The following is a 16,660-nucleotide window of genomic DNA, read 5'->3' as shown; positions in this document are numbered from 1 at the left end:
CTCAATATCCCATGGCGCGGGGCAGCCAGAGCGTGATCATCGGAAGGGCCGCGACCACGGCCAGAGCCACTGCCAGTGCGAGCAGATATTTTCTCATGGGTCTGACGACATCCGACATGGACACTCCGCATACGACGCAGGTGGTATAGAGGCCGAGGCCCATGGGAGGGGCGAACAGGCCCAGCCCCATCGCGATGATCAGCACGGACCCGTAGTGCAGCGGATCAAACCCGAGCCGCTGCGCGATCGGCACCAGGATGGGCCCGAAGATGATGAGCGCCGGTGCGCCTTCGAGTACGGCGCCGAACACGACCAGAAGCACGATCGAAAGCGCCATGAACAACCACGCGCCCTGGGTCTGGCCGACGGATATCAGCAGGTCCGCGAGGCGTTGGGGTATCATCTCGATGGTCAACGCGAACGAAACGCTGGTCGCCGCCGCGATGATGAAGAGCAGCATCCCGGATAGGGTCGCCGTATCGATGAACAGCTTGACGACCGCCCGCCATGTCAGCTCCCGGAACGTGATCCAGCCGACGACAAGCGCGTAAACCACCGCGAAGGCGGAGATTTCCGTCGAGGTCGCGATCCCGGAGACGACGCCCTTCCCGATCATCAGGACCATGACGAGACCGACCGCGGCGCCGATGGCCAATTGCCGGGCCGGCGTCAGAACGGGATAGGCTTCGGCGACATTGATGCGGCCACCATAGATCACGCCGATGATGCACAGCGCACCGGCGAGGATCGCGGCCGGAACGATGCCCGCCAGGAACAGCGCGCCGATCGAGATGTTCGCCACGAAGCCCATGATGATCATGTTCACGCAGGGCGGGATGGTCTCGGCCATCACCGCCGACGTGGCGAGCAGGCCGGCGGCGTCGGCGGGATTCTGCTTGGCCCGCCTGACGGCCGGCATCAGCACCCCTCCCACCGCCGCGACATCCGCGAGCTTCGATCCCGAGATGCCCGAAAAGAACGCCATGGCGAGCACGATGGTGAGATTCATCCCGCCACGAAAGCGGCCCATGCCGCGGACGATCAGCTCGACGAGCCGCGTCGACATCCCATTGGCCTCCATGGCCGCTCCGGCGAGGAGGAAGAACGGGATCGCCAACAGCACGAAATGATCGACGCCCGCCGCGGCCTGCTGAGCGAAGAACAGAAAGGGCAGGCTCGGCTCGGTGATGAAGAAGACAAGGGCCGAAAATCCAAGCGTGAACGCGATCGGGACGCCCGCGAGAATCCCCAATGCGAAAAGGCCGATCATCAGCGCGCCCGAAGGCGGGCGGAAATCGACGAAAAGATGCGGCATCGCCAGGAGGCCGAGCAGGAAGGCGAGGACCGCCAGCCCCGACCCGACCACCGACCGCGCCGGTCCCTCCACGGCATGCTCAAGCGCGCCGATGCTCATGATACCGGCCCCGAACACCACCGGAGCGACGTAGATAGCCTGCGGCAGCCCGGTCGGGGTCGTTTGGGCGAAGGATTCGGCGAGGAGGGACAGGCTGGACCACAGGAGCCCCACCGCGACCGCAACGAGGACCCAGCGAATGCCGGCCGCAAGCGCGGCGCGCACATGGCGCGGCAGCCGGTTCTGGAGCAGGTCGACGCCGACATGGCGCCCTCTTGCGGTCGCCGTGGCGGCGCCGCAGAAAACCAGCGTCACCATCAGCGCGCGCGCCACTTCCTCGGCCCACTCCAGGGGGTCGTGGAGGAGATAGCGCCAAATGACCGACGCGAAGACGACCAGCACGTCGGCGGCCAGGGCGGCGGCGGCGATGGCGGCGGACGCCTGGGCGAGCGTCCGCGCCAGGGAGATTCGCAAGCAAGTCTCGCCGATCGAGGAGATTTCGGTGGACATGACCGGGCCAGTCAGCTTGCCGAGGAACGGATAGCGTCGATCACCGGCTTCACCGCCGGATACTGAGTGGAAAACTCGCCCCACAGCGGCTCGACTTTGGCGCGGAAATAGGCCCGGTCCGTAGGGGAAATGCTCACGCCGAGCTTCTTCAGCTCTTCGAACGCGCGAACCTCGGCCGTGGCGGCCTGTGCCCGCTGGTAGATGGTGGCCTCCTTCGCCGCCTTGAGGAACGCCGGCTTCATCGGTTCCGGCAACCGGTCGAACGAACGCTTGTTCATGACCGGCATCACGGGGTTGTAGATGTGCTGGGTCAGCGTGCAGTACTTGGCGATCTCATAGAACTTCCCGGCGAGAACGGTGGGCGCGTCCTGCTCCACTCCGTCGACCACGCCGGTCTGCAGCGAGGTGTAGATCTCTCCGAAGGGAATCGGCGTCGCCACCGCACCCATCGCCTTGAGCGTCGCGATGAAATTGGGAACCGGGAGCACGCGGACCTTGACGCCATGCAGATCCGAGGGCGCAGCGAGGGGGTGGCGGGTGTAGACGTTCCTGGCGCCTAGGCTGTAGCCGTAGCCGAGAACCCGGACCGAGGCTTTGGCATCCATCATGCCCGACAGCGCCGCGCCCGCCGCTCCGTCAAGCGCCCGACCCACATGATCGTTGTCGGAGAACAGGTAGCCGAGATCGAGGCTGCCGATCTCGGGCGTGATGGTGGCCCAGATCGAGGTTCCCGAAATCATCATGTCGATGGCGCCCAGGCGAACCTGCTGAACGACGTCGGACTCCTTGCCGAGCTGGTTGTTCGGGAAGTAATTGATCACGATCTCATCTTTGAGCACCTCCTTGAGGCTGCTCTGAAACCTCTCGAACCAGACGTAGTGCGATGAGTTCGCGTCGGCGGTCAGCGAGGATGACATCCTCAGCACGACGGCTGCGTTGGCGCGCCTTACCATCGGCGCAAGAATGGCGGCGGACGCCCCAAATGTGACGGCGCGGCGGGTCAGTTGCGGCATTTTATTCCCTCCCACTACGTCGCTTTATTGCGACGGTTTATCGATTTAGTGAATCGATAAACCTACCCAAGGGAACCTGTCAAGCGTTGGTGACAACTGTGGGGTGCCTCACAACCACAAGGCCCAGGGCGCCCGGATTCGCCGTTTCCTGACCGCGCCCTCAGTCGAGGATCGTGGAGGGCTGCCGACTCCGGGGCGGAAGATCGTTGATGCTGCTCACGGGACGACTTCGGCGTCGCAAAGGCCGTTGAGCCTCGCAATGGCTGGCGCGACCGAAGACGGCGAGATGTGCTGACGAGCCATCGACGCAAGTCGATGTATCAAAATGATAAATTCAACATTTTGAAGCTGACACCGCCTGCGTCGACGCGCAGGATTTTCAGCCCCGCCGCCTGCGCGGACTGCGTGCCGGGATCGCTGTCTTCCACGGCCAGCACGTCGCGAGGCGCGACGCCGAGGCGGCGGCAGGCCTCCAGATAGGGCGCGGGGTCGGGCTTGCCGGCGGCGACGTCGTCGCGACTGATGGAAAACGCGATCAGTTCCAGTACGCCGAGCGCCTCCAGATTGGCGTCGACCACGCGCCGCTCCGAATTGGAGACACAGGCCTGCGGAATGCCGCGCGCGTGCAGCTCGCGCATGGTCTCCAGAGCGCCGGGCATCGGTCGCAGCGAGGGGGCGCGCGCGATATAGGTGTCGATGATCTCATCGGCCCAGCGCTGCTCGCTCAAGCCCCCCGGATAGAACGTGCGCAACGCGCGCCAGACATCGCCCATGTGCCGGCCGCGAAAGCGTTCCTCCGGCTCGTGGGAGAGGTCCAGCCCGTAGCGCGCGGACACCGTGACGAGCGCGGCCAGATGCAACGGCTCGCTGTCGATCAACGTGCCGTCGATGTCCCAGGCGACCGCCTTTGGCAGGCCGCTCATGCGTGCCTCCGGAAATAGGGCCGCAACGCCGCATAGAGCGCGCGGTAATCCTGATAGCCGCGCTCATAGACCGCGGCATGTTCGGGATTTGGCGCGATCTCGCGGTCGTATTGGACAAGGCGGCCGATATCCTCCCAGCACACATCCTGCCCGGAGCCGATGGCCGCCAGCCATGCGGCGCCGACGCTGGAGCCGTGATGGTTGAGCAGGGTCCTCACCGGCTGCTGGGCGATGTCCGCCATGATCTGCATCCAGACGCGGCTGTGGCTGCCGCCATCGGAGACGAACAGTCGATTGGTGGCGTGACCGGCATCGCGCAGCACTTCGAGATGGTGGCGGAATCCGTAGGCGACGGCTTCCAGCAAGGCGCGCCACAGATGGCCGCGGCCATGGCTGAGGCTGAGGCCGGTGAAGGTGCCGCGCGCCAGCGGATCGTGGATCGGCGTTTTTTCGCCGAGGAAATAGGGCAGGCAGGTCACGCCGTCGCTGCCGGCCGGCACGTCGGCGGCGAGCCGGTCGAGTTCGCGGTGCGGGCGCTCCTGGCCGGGAGCAATGATGCCGGCTATCCAATTCAGCGCGGCGCCGGAGGCTGCCATGCAGCCATTGGGGGCGTAGAGGCCGGGAATGAGGTGATAGTCGAGATAGAGCCGGGGATCGGGCCTGGCTGCCTGCGACACCACGATGATGTCACCGGCTCCGCCGAATTTCAGCAGCACGTCGCCGTCGGCTATGAGGCCGGCGGCATAGGCCGAGGCGATGTGGTCGGCGGCGCCGCCGAAGACCGGCACGCCCGCAGGCAGTCCGGTTTCCCGCGCGGCGGTCGCCGACACCGGCCCGAGCAGCGCATGCGAGGCGATTTTTCGCGGGATCGCACTGCGGGGAACATGGGCGAGGGCGACCAGCTCGTCGCTGATCTCATGGCTGGCGAGATCGATGAAGCCGGCTTCCAGCGCCCAGTTCTGCTCGACCGCCCGCTCGCCGGTCAGCCGCCAGTTTATGTAGTCGTAGGAGCCGAACACCGTGGCGATGCGGGCGAACACGTCCGGCTCGTGCTTCTCGATCCAGCGCAGCTTGGTCGCCACCAACTGCTGGTTCACGCCATTGCCGGTGCGGGCGAGGAAGGCCGCCTGGTCGACCTCGGCCGCCAATTCCGCCACCTCCGGCCCGGAGCGTCCGTCGCTCTGCTGGATGCTCGGGCGCAGCACCTTGCCGGCCTCGTCCAGCAGCACGATGGCCGGCAGCATGCCGGTGACGCAGAGACCCTTCAGCGAGGCGCGGGCCTCCGGCGCGTGGTCGAGCAGCTCGGCCAGCACGGCGCAGGAATTGGTCCACCATTGCTCGGGGTCTTCCTCCGCCCAGCCGGCATGACGCGATGTCAGCGTGACCGGGCGGGAGGCGAGCGCGACGACGGTGTCGGGCAGGCGGACAAGGATGCCAATGGTCGAGGTGGTGCCGATATCCAGCCCGATGACGTGCGCCGGCGACATACAGCTTCCCGATCAGGAGATGGTTTCGACGACGTCCATGAAGCGCTTCACGCGCTCGCCGTCCACCGCGTTCCAGGTATCCCCGTCGACCTTGAAGTGGGTGCCGATCACGCAGCCATCGGCCACCGAGAGCACATCGCGCACATTCTCCAGCCGCACGCCGGTGTTGGCGAAAAGCGGGATGGTGGGCAGCGCCTCGCGCACCTTGCGCAGGTCCGAGGCATCGGCCGGCTGGCCGGTGAGCGGGCCCGAGACGAGAATGGCGTCGGCAAGCGAGGAGAACACCGCGCTCTTGGCGCGCAGCTCGATCGGGCGCGTGTCGAGCGTGGCGGCGAACTCGGCATTGATGTTGAACAGCAGCTTGAGGTCGGGCCGGCCGAGATTGCGGCGCAGGCGCAGCGCTTCCGCGCCCTTCGGCTCCCACAGGCCCATGTCGGAGGCGAACAGGCCGGTGAAGATCTCGCGGGCGAAGGAGGCGCCGGTCGCGGTGGCGATGGCGATGGAGGCGACCGGATCCCAAAGGTAGTTGACGCCGAACGGCACCTTCAGCATCGGCTTGATCGCGGAGATCACCGCCGTCATGGCCGCGACGCCCTCGGCCGGGGCCGTGAGCTGATAGGGGCGGTCATTCTCGTTGCCGAACATGATGGAATGCACGCCGCCGGCCTGCAGCTTCTCGACGTCGCTCGCGACCCCGTCGATCAGCTTGTTCATGCCGCCATCGGCATCATAGAGCGGCGAGCCGGGCAGGGCGCCGATATGGGCCATGGCGATAATCGCCTTGGGCCGCGGGCCGAAGAATTCGAAAACCATGCGTCACTCCTGGGATTGCATTCTATGCCGGCCCGGCCACCACCACCTCGACGTCCGCAGCGGCAAGCGCCTCGGCGAGATGCGGCGGGGGCGCCGCGTTGGTCACCAACACATCGATGGCTTCCAGCCCGCAGACGCGGGCGAGCGAGCGATGGTCGAACTTGGAGGCGTCGCACAGCACAACCACGTGCTCGGCGCGCTCGATGAAGACGCGCTTCACCTCGGTATCCTCGATGGAATAGTCGTAGAGGCCGCTCTCGATGAGACCGGATACGCCGATGAACACCCGGTCGAGGAAATAGTCCTTGAGCTGGGCGACGGCGCCGGCTCCGACCACTGACAGTTCAGGGTCACGCACCTGTCCGCCCAGCGTGTAGACCGGGCTGCGGCCGGTCGACAGCCGGATCGCGGCGCGCAGATTGTTGGTGAGCACCCGCAAATCCGCACGGGCGGCGACGTGCTCGGCCAATGCCAGAACGGAGGAGCCGACGTCGAGCCCGATGGTCTCGCGCGGACCGATCAAGCGGGCGGCCGCGGCGGCGATCAATTCCTTGTCGGCGGCGTGCAGGCGGCGGCGCTGCTCGAACACCGGCTCCTCGGCATCGAACACCTCGCGAGCCGACGCTCCGGCGCCGATCGCCAGTGCCCCGCCATGGGTGCGGGTCAGCAGGCCTTTCTCTTCGAGAATGACCAGATCGCGCCGCACCGTCATCTCGGAGACGTTGAGATCGCTGGCGACGCGGGCGACCGAGGCGAAACCGTGCCGCTCGATGGCTTCCATGATCTGCATCTGGCGCGCGCTCGCGGGGATGCGGCCGGCACCGCTGCCCGGCGATCGTTCGGCTTCCTCGTGCTCGACCCGTTTCATGTTGCCAGTTCCGACCGTCGCCCCGGTGCCTGCATTCGCGGCAATGGGCGGCTTGTTGATGAAGGTTTGCACATAAACGAACAAAACAGCAAGAAATTATGTTCGGCATTGTTGCCTGATGTTTGGTTTTGTGAAAGCATCCAGGTGCTGAGCATCGCCATCCCAGCATTTGCGCCATCATGCGCGCTCGAGGCGTGCCGGAAGCGAACCGACGTAACAGAGGCTGGTGAATGCGCTCCGTCTTCGATCTCTCCGGCAAGACCGCGCTCGTCACCGGCGGGGCGTCGGGTATCGGCGCCGCCATCGTGCGGGCGCTGGATGGTGCCGGGGTTCGCGTCGCCATCACCGATCTCGATGTGACGCGGGCGCAGCTTCTGGCCGATGAGCTCGCCAATGACGCTGTGTGCCTGCCGATCGACGTGCGGGTGCGCGCCTCTGTCCAGAGCGCGCTCGACGGCGCGTTCGAAGCGCTGGGCGGCATCGACATCCTCATCGCCAATGCCGGCGTTTCCACCATGCGCGCCGCCATCGAGCTGACCGATGAGGAGTGGGATTTCAATTTCGACGTCAACACGCGCGGCGTCTTTCTCGCCAACCAGATCTATTGCCGCCGTCTGCTCGACGAGGGCCGCAAGGGCGTGATCGTCAACACCGCCTCGCTCGCCGGCAAGGTCGGTGCGCCGCTGCTCGGGCATTACTCCGCCAGCAAGTTCGCTGTGCTCGGCTGGACCCAGTCGCTGGCGCGCGAGATGGCGGCACACGGCATCAGGGTCAACGCGGTCTGCCCCGGCTTCGTGCGCACCTCGATGCAGGAGCGCGAGGTCGAATGGGAGGCCTCGCTTCGCAAGATGACGCCGGACGCCGTGCGGGAGGAGTACGTCTCGCTCACCCCGCTGGGCCGGCTGGAGGAGCCGGAGGATGTCGCCGACGTCGTCCTGTTCCTCGCCTCCGACGCCGCGCGCTTCATGACCGGCCAGGGCGTGAATGTGACCGGCGGCGTGAGGATGGATTGAGCGGGGAAAATCGGCATGCCGCACACCCTGCGCACCTTCGTCCGTCACGCGATCCTCATCGCGTTCTCGGCGATGATCGTGCTGCCCCTGGTGTGGGTGCTGCGGGTCAGCCTGACCGACAAGCTCACCGCCTATAAGATACCGCCCGAGATCGGGCATCTCAGCCTCGACAATTACATCGAGGTGTTCCGCTCCTTCCCGTTCGCTCTGTGGTTCGGCAACAGCGTGCTGATCGCGGTGCTCGCCACGCTCATTTCGCTGCCCTTCGCCACCATGATGGCCTATGCCGCCGCGCGCTTCCGCACCGGCGGCTCGCCGCTGTGGATCGCGGTGCTGGCGAGCCAGATGCTGCCGCCGATCATTCTGGTGCTGCCGCTGTTCATGGTGTTTCTCAGCGTGCTGCCGGTGGATTCGCGGATCGCCATCGTCATCGCCCATGTCGCGATCAACCTGCCCTTCATGGCATGGATGATGGTGAGCTTCTTCGAGGGCGACAGCCGCTCGCTGGAAGAAGCCGCGCGGATGGACGGCGCGACACGCTGGCAGGCCTTCATCCGCATCGCCGTGCCGGTCGCCGGCCCCGGCATCCTGGCCGCCGGCCTGCTCGGCTTCATCCTGAGCTGGAACGAGTTCCTCTACGCCCTGATCCTGAGCGATTCGAGCAGCCAGACCCTGCCTGTCGGGCTCGCGGGGCTTGAGACCCATGCCGGCGTCGACATCGCCCCGCTCGCCGCCGCGACGCTGCTGGCGCTGGCGCCGGTGCTCATCCTTCTCCCCTTCCTGCGCAAATACCTCATCAAGGGGCTTTCGCTTGGGGCCCTCAAATAAAACCTTCCAGAAGACAGGAGAACGGCCGTGAAAAAGTTTCTCTATGCGTTGAGTCTATCCACTCTGCTGGCGACCCCGCTCGCGGGCTCGGCCAACGCCGCCGAAACCGTCTCCATTCTGATGGAGGGCGTGCCGGACACCGAATACGTGAAGGCGCTGATCCCCGAGTTCGAGAAGCAGACCGGCATCAAGGTCAATATCGAGGTCGTCAACTACGCCGAGATGCACACCAAGCTGGTGCCGCAACTGGTGGCGAAGAAGGGCAGCTATTCCGCGATCGTGGTCGATTTCTACTGGGTCGGCGAGTTCGTGAAGGCCGGCTGGATGCAGCCGCTCGACAAGCGCATCGCGGACGACAAGTTCGACACCACGCCCTATGTGCCGGCACTGATGGATCTCGTCGGCAAGGTCGACGGCGTCACCTATATGCTGCCGTTCTATAATTACGCGATGGGCCTGACCTACCGCACCGATCTTCTCGCCGACGAGAAGAACAAGGCGGACTTCAAGGCCAAGTACGGTAGCGAGCTGACCAAGCCCGCGACCTGGGGCGACTATCTCAAGCAGGTCGAATTCTTCACCAAGGACGGCTTCAACGGCGTGGTGAATCAGGGCCTGCGGCCCGATCCGATCGCGATGGAATGGTCCAACTACCTGTTTGCCAATGGCGGCCAGTTCCAGGACGCCAACTGGAAGGCGACGACCAACACCGAGGCCGGCCGCGCCGCGCTGTCCCAGTACATTCAGAACATCAACAAATACGGCCCGGTCGGCGCCGCCAGCTTCGGCTTCGACGAAGCGTTCAACGTGATGGCGCAGGGCAAGGCCTACAGCTACATCACCTATAATTTCTTCCGCACCTCCTTCGACGACAAGTCGAAGTCCTCCGTCGTCGGCAAGGTCGAGATCATGCCGGTGCCCGGCACCGCGCCCGGCAAGAGCGGCAGCCTAAACGGCGCCTGGGGCTGGGCCATTCCGAAGTCGAGCCCGAACCCGGACGCGGCCTGGACCTTCCTGAAGTGGGTCGAATCCTTCGAGATCGCCAAGAAACGCGCGCTGGCCGGCGGCTCGCCCACCCGCAACGACGTGTTCGCAGATGCCGACGTGCTCGCCAAATTCCCCTATGCGGCGGCGCTGAAGGACCTTCTGAACCAGAGCCACAACTTCCCCACCTTCACCTACACCCCGCAATTCGTCGAAGTGCTGGGCCGCGAACTCTCGCTGGCGGTCGCCAACCAGAAGACGCCGGAAGCAGCCCTCGCCACCGTCGACAAGGAGTTCGACGAGCTGGCGCGCAAGGACGGCAAGCTCAAGTGAGCAGGCACAAGTGGAAATGACCATCTGACGATGACGACTTCCGTGGTGAACAACGCTCCCAACCGGATCCATGTGCACGATCGCCGCTTCGGTTGGCTGCTCACAATGCCGGGTCTTGCCCTGCTTCTGCTGGTCATCGCGTTTCCGGTGCTGTGGGCGCTGTTCACCAGCCTGTTCGAGTACACGCTGATCAATCCCGGCTTCCATACCTATGTGGGGGCCGGGAACTACGCCAAGGCGCTGGGGGATCCCGAATTCCTGCATTCCATCCGGGTGACGGCGATGTTCGTCGTCGCGGTGGTGGTGCTGGAATTCGCCCTCGGCTTCCTCATCGCGCTCATGCTCAACGACACCGAGCGCGGCAAGGACCTGTACTACGCCATCCTGCTGTGTCCGCTGCTGATGAATCCGGTCGTGGTCGGCCTGATCTGGCGGATGTTCCTGCATCCCTCGCTGGGCATCGTGAACTATCTGCTCGGCCGGATCGGCATTCCCCCGGTCAACTGGCTCGGCGACGTCGACGTCGCGTTCTGGACCATCGTGATGGTCGATATCTGGCATCAGGTGTCATTCATGATCGTGCTGCTGCTGGCCGGTCTCGCCGCTCTGCCGCGCGAACCCTATGAGGCGGCGCGGGTCGACGGTGCCTCGTCCCTCCAGTGCTTCTGGCACATCACCCTGCCGCTGATGCGCCCGGTGATCGTGGTCACGCTGCTGATCCGCATGATCTTCGCGGTCAAGACTTATGACCTCGTCTACATCATGACCCGCGGCGGACCGGGGGTGGCCACCGACTTCATCAGCTATTTCATCTACCGCAGCGCCTTCGTCGGCCTCGATCTCGGAGAGGCCAGCGCGATGTCGGGAATCCTGCTCGTCATCGTGCTGGCGATGACCGCCTATCTGCACCGCTCCATGCGCGCGATTTCATGAGGACATAATGGCTGCCATCGAATTGCGCGCCGTCACCAAGACCTACGCCAATGTCGTCTCCGCGGTCCGCAACGTCGACCTCACCATCGGCGACGGCGAGTTCATGGTGTTCCTCGGCCCGTCGGGCTGCGGCAAGTCCACCACCTTGCGCATGATCGCCGGATTGGAGGACATCACCTCCGGCGACCTGCTGATCGACGGAGTGAGGATGAACGATGTCGACCCGTCAAAGCGTGACCTCGCCATCGTATTTCAGAACTACGCGCTCTATCCCCACATGTCGGTGCGCGAGAACCTCGCCTTCGGGCTGAAGCTGCGCCATCTGGAGCGCGCGGAGATTGCGCGCCGCATCGACGGCATCTCCGCCATGCTCGGCATCGGCCCGATGCTGGACCGCCGCCCGGCGCAATTGTCCGGCGGGCAACGCCAGCGCGTGGCGCTGGGGCGGGCGCTGGTGCGCGAGCCGAAGGCGTTCCTGCTGGACGAGCCGCTCTCCAACCTCGACGCCAAGCTGCGCGCCACCATGCGCACCGAGCTGATCAAGCTGCATCGGCGGCTGGGCGCCACCATGATCCATGTGACGCACGACCAGGTCGAGGCCATGACCATGGGCGAGCGCATCTGCATCATGCGCGACGGCGAGGTGGTGCAGGTCGGGCGCCCGCTCGACGTCTATCGCAACCCGGCCGATACCTTCGTCGCCGGCTTCCTGGCGACGCCGCCGATGAACCTGCTGCCCGGCCGGCTGGAGGCCGAGGGCGGGCAGCTCCATGCCGTCACGGACGGATTCCGCTGTGCGCTGCCGAGGGCCTATGCCGAGGCCTATGCGTCCCATGCCGGGCGCGAGGTGATCATCGGGCTGCGGCCGGAGGATTTCCACGAGACGCCGGATCGCGCCGGCGCGCTGGGCGGGCTGCCGGTGACCCTGACGGTGACGACGGTGGAAGCGCTCGGCCCCGAGACAGTGCTGATGGCGAGCCTGATGGGGGAGGCTGGCCCCGAGATCGCGACGCGTGTGGACTTCGGTCGGGAATACGAGGTCGGCAGCCGCGTGACCCTCCACTACGACACCGCGCAGATCCATGTTTTCGACGTCGAGACGACGAAAGCGCTGGCTCGCCCGCTTGTCTCCGCCGGGTGAATGGGCGCGCCTGTGCCTTGGCTGATGCCTGTGATGCCGGGCTCCGCCGTCATTGGCTCGAGGCGCCTCACGCCAGCCAGAGCGCGGCTGAGGCCGGGACGTCGATCGCGACGTTGGCGCCGACCTCATGCTGCGCCTGTCCGGGCAGGAAGGGCTCGTCGACCGTGATCTCCTGACCGCCCGAGGCGATGCCGTAGCGGATGATGCTGCCGAGGAACTCGCGGCGCACGATCTCGCCGCGCAGCGCCGGGGCGCCATCCCCGCCCTCGGCGATGCGGGCGACCTGCGGCCGGAAGACGAGGCGGGCGCCGGCCGGCACCTCGATCCCGCTCATCACCGGCAGCCGCCAGCCGCTCGCGGTTTCGAAGACGCGGTCCGCACCGGCGCCGGCGACCCTGCCCTCCACGACGTTGGCGGTGCCGAGGAAGTTCGCCACGAACAGGTTCGCCGGCCGCTCATAGAGCTCCATCGGGGTGCCGACCTGCTGCACGATGCCGTCGCTCATCACCGCGATACGGTCGCAGACGGTGTTGGCCTCCTCCTGATCGTGGGTGACGAAGATGGTGGTGAGGCCCAGCCGCTGCTGCAGGTCGCGCAGCTCGCGGCGCACCTGCACCCGCATCTTGGCGTCGAGATTGGAGAGCGGCTCGTCGAGCAACAGCACCTTGGGCTCGATCACCACGGTGCGTGCCAGCGCGACGCGCTGCTGCTGGCCGCCGGAGAGCTGGGAGGGCCGCCGGTCGGCGAGATGGCCGAGGCCGACGATCTCCAGCGCGGTGGCGACCCGCCGCCTGATGTCGGCGCGCGGCACGCCGCGCTCCTCCAGTCCAAAGGCCACGTTCTGCGCCACGCTCATATGCGGCCACAGCGCGTAGCTCTGGAACACGAGGCCGACGTCGCGCTTCCACGGCGGCAGGTTGCCGATGTCGCGCCCGCCGACGCTCACCGTGCCGGTATCGGCCGTGTTGAAGCCGGCGATCAGGCGCAGCAGCGTGGTCTTCCCGCAGCCCGAGGGCCCGAGAAAGGCGAAGAACTCGCCGGCGCGGATGTCGAGGTCGATGTTCTTCAGCACATGGTTGGTGCCGTAGGAGAGGTTCACTCCCGCGATGCGCACGTCGAGCGCCTCGGTATGCAGCGCCGCCTCGGGCGCGCTGGTCTTGGCAATGGCGTTCATCGGGCGGCCCCTCGGTTCTTCTGGTTACGGTCGAGGATGTATTGCGACAGCAGCGTGCAGGCGGCGACGAGCAGCACGGCGATGACGCCGAGCGCCGCGCCGGGCCCGCGGCCGGCGGCGGATTGCATGAACACGTAGAGCCCGTAGGCCAGCGGCGCGTCGGCGTTGGACTGCACCAGCATCAGCGTGGCCGAGAGCTCGACCGCCGCGGTGGCGAAGCTGGTGACGAAGCCGGCGAGGATGCCGCCGGTCATCAGCGGAATCACGATGCGCCGCACCGTGCGGGCCTTGGTGGCGCCGAGGTTCTCGGCGGCCTCCTCCAGCGATTCCGAGATCTGCTGCAGCGCGGCGTAGCAGGCCCGCAGCGCGTAAGGCAGCCGGCGGATGGCGAGCGCCAGCACGATGACGATCCACAGCGTTGCCAGCGGCGTGCCGTCCGGCATGCGCACGTCGAAGAAGGTGCGCAGATAGCCGATGCCGAGCACCACGCCGGGCACTGCCAACGCGGCCATCGCCGCCCAGTCGAGCCATTGCCGGCCGACCAGCTTGGTGCGCAGCACGAGATAGGCGATGGCGGTGCCGAGCACCACGTCGATGCCGCCGGCCAGCGTGGCGTAGATCAGCGTGTTCTTGATGTAGAGCGAGCTCTCGCCGAACACACGCCCGTAATGCGCCAGCGTGAAGCCGTCAGGGAGCGGGCTGAACGACCAGATGGTGGCGAAGGACAGCAGCAGCAGGCCGATATGCGGCGCCAGCACCAGCGTAAGGATGAGGCCGACGACGCCGTAAGCGACCGCGCTCTCCCATGGGCGCATCCGGCGCCGCGCAAGACCGCCGCCGCCGCGCTGGGTGGTGGCGTAGTCGCGCCCCTTCAGCGCCAGTGCCGAGACCCACATGGCGAGCACCGAGACCACGATGAGCACCACGGAAATGACGTAGCCCATCGGATCGGCGATGCCGATCGAGGTGACGCGCAGATAGGCCTGCGGCGCCAGCATGTCCTTCACATTCAGCAGCAGCGGCGTCGCGAGATCGTCGAACACCTTCACGAACACCAGCGAGGCGCCGGCAACATAGCCCGGCATGGCGAGCGGCAGCACGATGCGCCGGAACAGCCGCATCCCGGACGAGCCGAGATTCTGCGCCGCCTCCTCCATCGAGCGGTCGATGTTGCGCAGCGCCGCCGAGAGATTGATGAGGATGAAGGGGAAATAGTGGATGGCCTGGACGAAGATGACGCCGTTCAGCCCTTCCATGAAGGGGATGCGGAAGCCGAACCAGTCGTTCAGCAGAAGGTTGACCGTACCGTTGCGCCCGAACAGCAGTTGCATCGACACCGCGCCGACGAAGGGCGGCATGATCAGCGGCAGGAAGCCCAGCGTCTGCACGATCACCGCGCCGCGGAAGTCGAAGCGCGTGGTGATGTAGGCGAGCGGCAGGGCGAAGACCGAGGCCAGCACCACCGTCGCCGCCGACACGTAGAACGAGTTCCAGAACGAGCGCAGGAACAGGTCGGTGCGGAAGAAGTCGGCAAAGTTCACCAGCGTGAACCCGCCCGTCCCCTTCTCGGTGAAGGCGACATAGATCACCGAACCCACCGGCACGATGAGGAAGGCGAGAAGGAAGGCTCCGATGCCGAGCGCCAGCGTGATCTGGCCCGGTGTGCCGGGCAGGCGCCAGGGTCTCGCAGGCTTCGAGGAAGCCCCGGAGAGGGCGAGCGACATGGACGCGCTCCGATCTGTGCAGGAGTGTCAGGGGCGGGAGGGCGCGGCGTTGACGCTGCCGCGCCCCGGCGTCGATGTCAGTTGGCGAGCTTCGCCGCCTCGTCGACCTTGGCCTTGGCCTTCGCGTAGTTCTCCTTGGCGAAGGCGGCCCACTTCTGCTCGAGCTCGGCCTGGCGGGCGCCCTTCTCCTTGGAGCCGGTGAAGGCGCCGCGGATGGCGTCGCTGGCGGCCTCGGATTCGGCGACCGGCATCGCGGCGACGAGGTCGCGGGCCTCCTTGATCAGGGCGCGGGCCTGCGGGTTGTCCTTCTTGGCGAGGCGGCCCTCGACCTCGTGGATCGCCTTCGTCACGCCCTTGAGGTTGTCGAGCTGGAACGAGATGAGCTGGTCGAACAGCGTGTCGACGACATCGGTGCGTGCGCCGGACTTGTTGACGTCGAACATCGTCATCGCTGCGAAGCGCGGATCCTTGAAGGGGTTAGGGTATCCTTCCGGCGCCTTGGCATAGACCGCCGGATTGACCGGCAGACGGCGGATGGCCGGCTGCAGCAGCACCTCCTGACCGGCGGGCGACAGCAGGAAGTCGACGAAGGCCTGTGCGTTCTTCGTGTTCGGCGCGTTGGCGACGATGCCGACATTGGCCGGCACGACGGTGGTCACGGTCGGATAGACGAACTTGACCGGGAAGCCCGAGCCCTGCGCGGAGAAGGCGAAGAAGTCGATCACGATGCCGTAGCCGACCTGGCCGGAATTGACCGCCTCGGGCACGCCGAAGGAACGCTCGGTGATGGTCTGGAAGTTGCCGGCCATCTCCTTGATGGTGCGCCAGCCCTTGTCCCAGCCCTCACCCTGCAGGATCGTCTCGATGGTCAGGTGCGTGGTGCCCGAGCGTGCCGGCGAGGCGATGGCGACGTGGTCGTAATAGGGAGCGGTGGCGAGGTCGCCCCATTCCTTCGGCTCCGGCAGGTCGTTGGCCTGCTGGTAGCGGGTGTTCCACATGATGCCGTAGCCGGAGGCGGCGAAGCCGAAATAGAAGCCGTCCGGATCGTTGATCGGATAGGCGCCGATCTTGGCCGGGATGCCCTCGGCCTTCGGCGTGTATTTCTGCAGCAGGCCCTTGCCCTTCAGCACCTCGAAGGCATCCGGCGCCGAGGCCCAGAACAGATCGACCTGCGGGTTCGACTTGGTCTCGTCGAGATACTTCACACCGGCATTGGTGTTGCGGTTCTGCACATCGAGCGTGGTGCCGGGATTGGCCTTCTCGAAGGCGCTCTTGATCGGATCGGTAACGTCCTTGGAAAACGAGGTGACGACGGTCACCTTGCCCTGCGCGAAGGCGCCGGTGGCGGCGAACGAGGCAAGCGCAAGGGTGGCCGCGAAGGCGGCGGAGCGGATCATGGGCATTTCCTCCACATAGGGTTCTTGGCGGCCGCGAGGCTGCTGCCCTCGGGGTCGCAACGCCCGTGCCAGCGTGGGGCTGGAGAGGAAATGCCTCTGAATTCAAATGGATGACCAGGTGGGCCGTGCTGCCCAGGCGCCCGGTGTGGGTCGCGCGGGTAACGC

14 protein-coding genes are annotated in these 16,660 nt (G+C 66.1%); 5 read left to right on the top strand and 9 right to left on the bottom strand.

Annotated features, from left to right (window positions below; all coding sequences use genetic code 11):
• Position 1 precedes the first annotated feature (1 nt).
• The 6 genes from U742_RS0121665 to U742_RS0121640 form a co-directional block, all read right to left on the bottom strand.
• Entirely contained in the window at positions 2 to 1,864 is a 1,863-nt protein-coding gene (locus U742_RS0121665) for a TRAP transporter large permease (protein WP_051661414.1), read from the bottom strand.
• 11 nt (positions 1,865 to 1,875) lie between these two features.
• Positions 1,876 to 2,877 (bottom strand): TRAP transporter substrate-binding protein, encoded by a 1,002-nt coding sequence (locus U742_RS0121660; protein ID WP_029356906.1) that lies wholly within the window; start codon positions 2,875 to 2,877, stop codon positions 1,876 to 1,878.
• A gap of 320 nt (positions 2,878 to 3,197) precedes the next feature.
• Positions 3,198 to 3,800: an HAD family hydrolase gene (locus U742_RS0121655; protein WP_029356904.1), complete on the bottom strand. Its 603-nt coding sequence runs from the start codon at positions 3,798 to 3,800 to the stop codon at positions 3,198 to 3,200.
• On the bottom strand, positions 3,797 to 5,287 hold the full coding sequence (locus tag U742_RS0121650; RefSeq protein WP_029356902.1) for an FGGY-family carbohydrate kinase: 1,491 nt from the start codon (positions 5,285 to 5,287) through the stop codon (positions 3,797 to 3,799). Before U742_RS0121650 ends, U742_RS0121655 begins: the two co-directional genes overlap by 4 nt.
• Positions 5,288 to 5,299: 12 nt before the next feature.
• A complete protein-coding gene (locus tag U742_RS0121645; protein WP_029356900.1) occupies positions 5,300 to 6,100 on the bottom strand; it encodes a BtpA/SgcQ family protein in 801 nt (266 codons plus the stop codon).
• Between the two features lie 22 nt (positions 6,101 to 6,122).
• Complete coding sequence (locus tag U742_RS0121640; protein ID WP_029356899.1) at positions 6,123 to 6,968, bottom strand: DeoR/GlpR family DNA-binding transcription regulator; 846 nt, start codon at positions 6,966 to 6,968, stop codon at positions 6,123 to 6,125.
• A gap of 230 nt (positions 6,969 to 7,198) precedes the next feature.
• Here U742_RS0121640 and U742_RS0121635 point away from each other — a divergent pair, with 230 nt between their 5' ends.
• The 5 genes from U742_RS0121635 to ugpC are packed head-to-tail and all read left to right on the top strand — an operon-like array spanning position 7,199 to position 12,200.
• Positions 7,199 to 7,981, top strand: coding sequence for an SDR family NAD(P)-dependent oxidoreductase (locus U742_RS0121635; protein WP_029356897.1), 783 nt, complete (start codon positions 7,199 to 7,201; stop codon positions 7,979 to 7,981).
• Between the two features lie 15 nt (positions 7,982 to 7,996).
• Positions 7,997 to 8,809 (top strand): carbohydrate ABC transporter permease, encoded by an 813-nt coding sequence (locus U742_RS0121630; protein ID WP_029356895.1) that lies wholly within the window; start codon positions 7,997 to 7,999, stop codon positions 8,807 to 8,809.
• Between the two features lie 27 nt (positions 8,810 to 8,836).
• Positions 8,837 to 10,126 (top strand): ABC transporter substrate-binding protein, encoded by a 1,290-nt coding sequence (locus U742_RS0121625; RefSeq protein ID WP_029356893.1) that lies wholly within the window; start codon positions 8,837 to 8,839, stop codon positions 10,124 to 10,126.
• Positions 10,127 to 10,156: 30 nt separating this feature from the next.
• Positions 10,157 to 11,059: a carbohydrate ABC transporter permease gene (locus U742_RS0121620; RefSeq protein ID WP_051661413.1), complete on the top strand. Its 903-nt coding sequence runs from the start codon at positions 10,157 to 10,159 to the stop codon at positions 11,057 to 11,059.
• Between the two features lie 7 nt (positions 11,060 to 11,066).
• Positions 11,067 to 12,200, top strand: a complete 1,134-nt coding sequence (gene ugpC, locus U742_RS0121615; protein WP_029356889.1) for an ABC transporter ATP-binding protein — start codon at positions 11,067 to 11,069, stop codon at positions 12,198 to 12,200.
• Positions 12,201 to 12,267: 67 nt separating this feature from the next.
• Here the strand turns inward: ugpC and U742_RS0121610 are convergent, their stop codons facing one another.
• The 3 genes from U742_RS0121610 to U742_RS0121600 form a co-directional block, all read right to left on the bottom strand.
• Positions 12,268 to 13,374: an ABC transporter ATP-binding protein gene (locus tag U742_RS0121610; protein WP_029356887.1), complete on the bottom strand. Its 1,107-nt coding sequence runs from the start codon at positions 13,372 to 13,374 to the stop codon at positions 12,268 to 12,270.
• Positions 13,371 to 15,098 carry an ABC transporter permease gene (locus tag U742_RS0121605; protein WP_029356884.1) on the bottom strand — a complete coding sequence of 576 codons (1,728 nt, stop codon included), beginning with the start codon at positions 15,096 to 15,098 and terminating at the stop codon, positions 13,371 to 13,373. Before U742_RS0121605 ends, U742_RS0121610 begins: the two co-directional genes overlap by 4 nt.
• 77 nt (positions 15,099 to 15,175) lie before the next feature.
• On the bottom strand, positions 15,176 to 16,495 hold the full coding sequence (locus tag U742_RS0121600) for an ABC transporter substrate-binding protein (protein ID WP_029356882.1): 1,320 nt from the start codon (positions 16,493 to 16,495) through the stop codon (positions 15,176 to 15,178).
• Positions 16,496 to 16,660 lie beyond the last annotated feature (165 nt).

The organism is Allobosea sp. 117 (assembly GCF_000702305.1).
Lineage (GTDB): Bacteria > Pseudomonadota > Alphaproteobacteria > Rhizobiales > Xanthobacteraceae > Ancylobacter.
Note: the sequence above shows the minus strand (reverse complement) of the source record. Positions and strands in the feature narration are given on the sequence as shown.